Source organism: Streptomyces sp. CAI-85 (genome assembly GCF_013363615.1).
Classification (GTDB): domain Bacteria; phylum Actinomycetota; class Actinomycetes; order Streptomycetales; family Streptomycetaceae; genus Streptomyces; species Streptomyces antibioticus_B.
In genome coordinates, this window is sequence record NZ_JAANNX010000173.1 from 1 (window position 1) to 1683 (window position 1683).

The window sequence follows — 1683 nt, forward strand, 5'->3', positions numbered from 1 at the left end:
CGGTCCTCCAGCTCGTCGGCGAGCTTGTGGCCGCCGCGGGCGAAGAACTTGATGCCGTTGTCGGGCATGGCGTTGTGGCTCGCGGAGAGCATCACGCCGAGGTCGGCGCCGAGCACACCGGTGAGGTGGGCGACGGCGGGCGTCGGCAGCACGCCGACCGTCAGCACGTCCACACCGGCGCTGGCCAGACCGGCCACCACGGCGGCCTCCAGGAACTCCCCGGACGCGCGCGGGTCCCGCCCCACGACGGCCACCGGCCGGTGGCCCTCGAAGGTGCCCGCCTCGGCCAGCACGTGCGCCGCGGCGACGGACAGCCCGAGCGCCATCTCGGCCGTCAGATCCGCGTTGGCGACACCGCGCACGCCGTCCGTGCCGAAGAGTCGTCCCACTTGTCCTCCTGAGGAAGCGTCAGTTTCAAAGGCTGGGCGGCCGCGGAGCGATGTCGGAGCGGCTCCCGCATCTCAGGCATTTCATGCCTTCAACATCCGATCACACAAGCCTTTGAGCACCTTGTGCCGTTATACGCCCACGGCTGCGAGAAAACGAACGCCCCGACGGCACAATGGCGTGCCGCCGGGGCGTTCGGAGTACGCGGGAGCGAGCCGGTGAGGCTCGCTCCTGATACGTACGGGCAGGCAGCGAAGCTTAACGCTTGCTGTACTGCGGAGCCTTGCGGGCCTTCTTGAGACCGGCCTTCTTGCGCTCGACCGCACGGTCGTCGCGCTTGAGGAAGCCGGCCTTCTTCAGCGGGCCGCGGTTGTTGTCGACGTCCGCCTCGTTCAGCGCACGGGCGACACCGAGACGGAGCGCACCGGCCTGACCGGAGACACCGCCACCCGCGATGCGGGCGATGACGTCGTAACGGCCTTCGAGCTCCAGCACCTTGAAGGGCTCGTTGACTTCCTGCTGGTGCACCTTGTTCGGGAAGTAGTCCTCGAGGGTGCGGCCGTTGATCTTCCACTTGCCGGTGCCCGGGACGATCCGGACGCGGGCGATGGCGTTCTTGCGGCGGCCCAGGCCGGCGGCCGGCTGCGGGTCGCCGAAGCGGGAGGCCAGCGACTCGGAGGTGTACTCGCCCTCGACGGGCACCTCGGACTCGGTGGTGTAGCTGTCGATGTCGACGAGCTCGGTCTCTTCGAGCGGCTGCTCGGCAGTGGTCTCAGCCACGGTGATACCTCAGATTCTCTTCAGCTTGGGGTGGTGTGGCCGGACTTACTGCGCGACCTGGGTGATCTCGAACGGCTGCGGCTGCTGCGCGCCGTGCGGGTGCTGGTCACCCTTGTAGACCTTCAGCTTCGAGAGCATCTGACGGCCCAGCGTGTTCTTGGGGAGCATGCCCTTGACGGCCTTCTCGATGGCCTTCTCCGGGTTCTTGTCCAGGAGCTCGTCGTAGCGGACCGAGCGCAGACCGCCCGGGTAGCCCGAGTGGCGGTAGGCCATCTTCTGGGTCCGCTTGTTGCCGGACAGGTGCACCTTGTCGGCGTTGATGATGATGACGAAGTCACCGGTGTCGACGTGGGGGGCGTAGATCGGCTTGTGCTTGCCGCGCAGGAGGGAGGCGGCAGTGCTCGCGAGACGGCCCAGGACGATGTCCTGAGCGTCGATGACGTGCCACTGGCGCGTCACATCGCCGGGCTTGGGGCTGTACGTACGCACGGTTCGTAGCCTTCGCTTCTTCAGTGA

The 1683-nt window shown here is 67.6% G+C and carries 2 protein-coding genes and 1 pseudogene; all 3 read right to left on the minus strand.

The features are described from left to right. A pseudogene (locus tag G6W55_RS37520) lies at window positions 1-389 on the minus strand (phosphoglucosamine mutase); the annotation flags it as partial. 256 nt (window positions 390-645) lie between these two features. Continuing rightward, complete coding sequence (rpsI, locus tag G6W55_RS37525) at window positions 646-1167, minus strand: 30S ribosomal protein S9 (RefSeq protein WP_030788215.1); 522 nt, start codon at window positions 1165-1167, stop codon at window positions 646-648. A gap of 45 nt (window positions 1168-1212) precedes the next feature. After that, on the minus strand, window positions 1213-1656 hold the full coding sequence (gene rplM, locus G6W55_RS37530; RefSeq protein ID WP_030788216.1) for a 50S ribosomal protein L13: 444 nt from the start codon (window positions 1654-1656) through the stop codon (window positions 1213-1215). Between the last annotated feature and the right edge of the window lie 27 nt (window positions 1657-1683).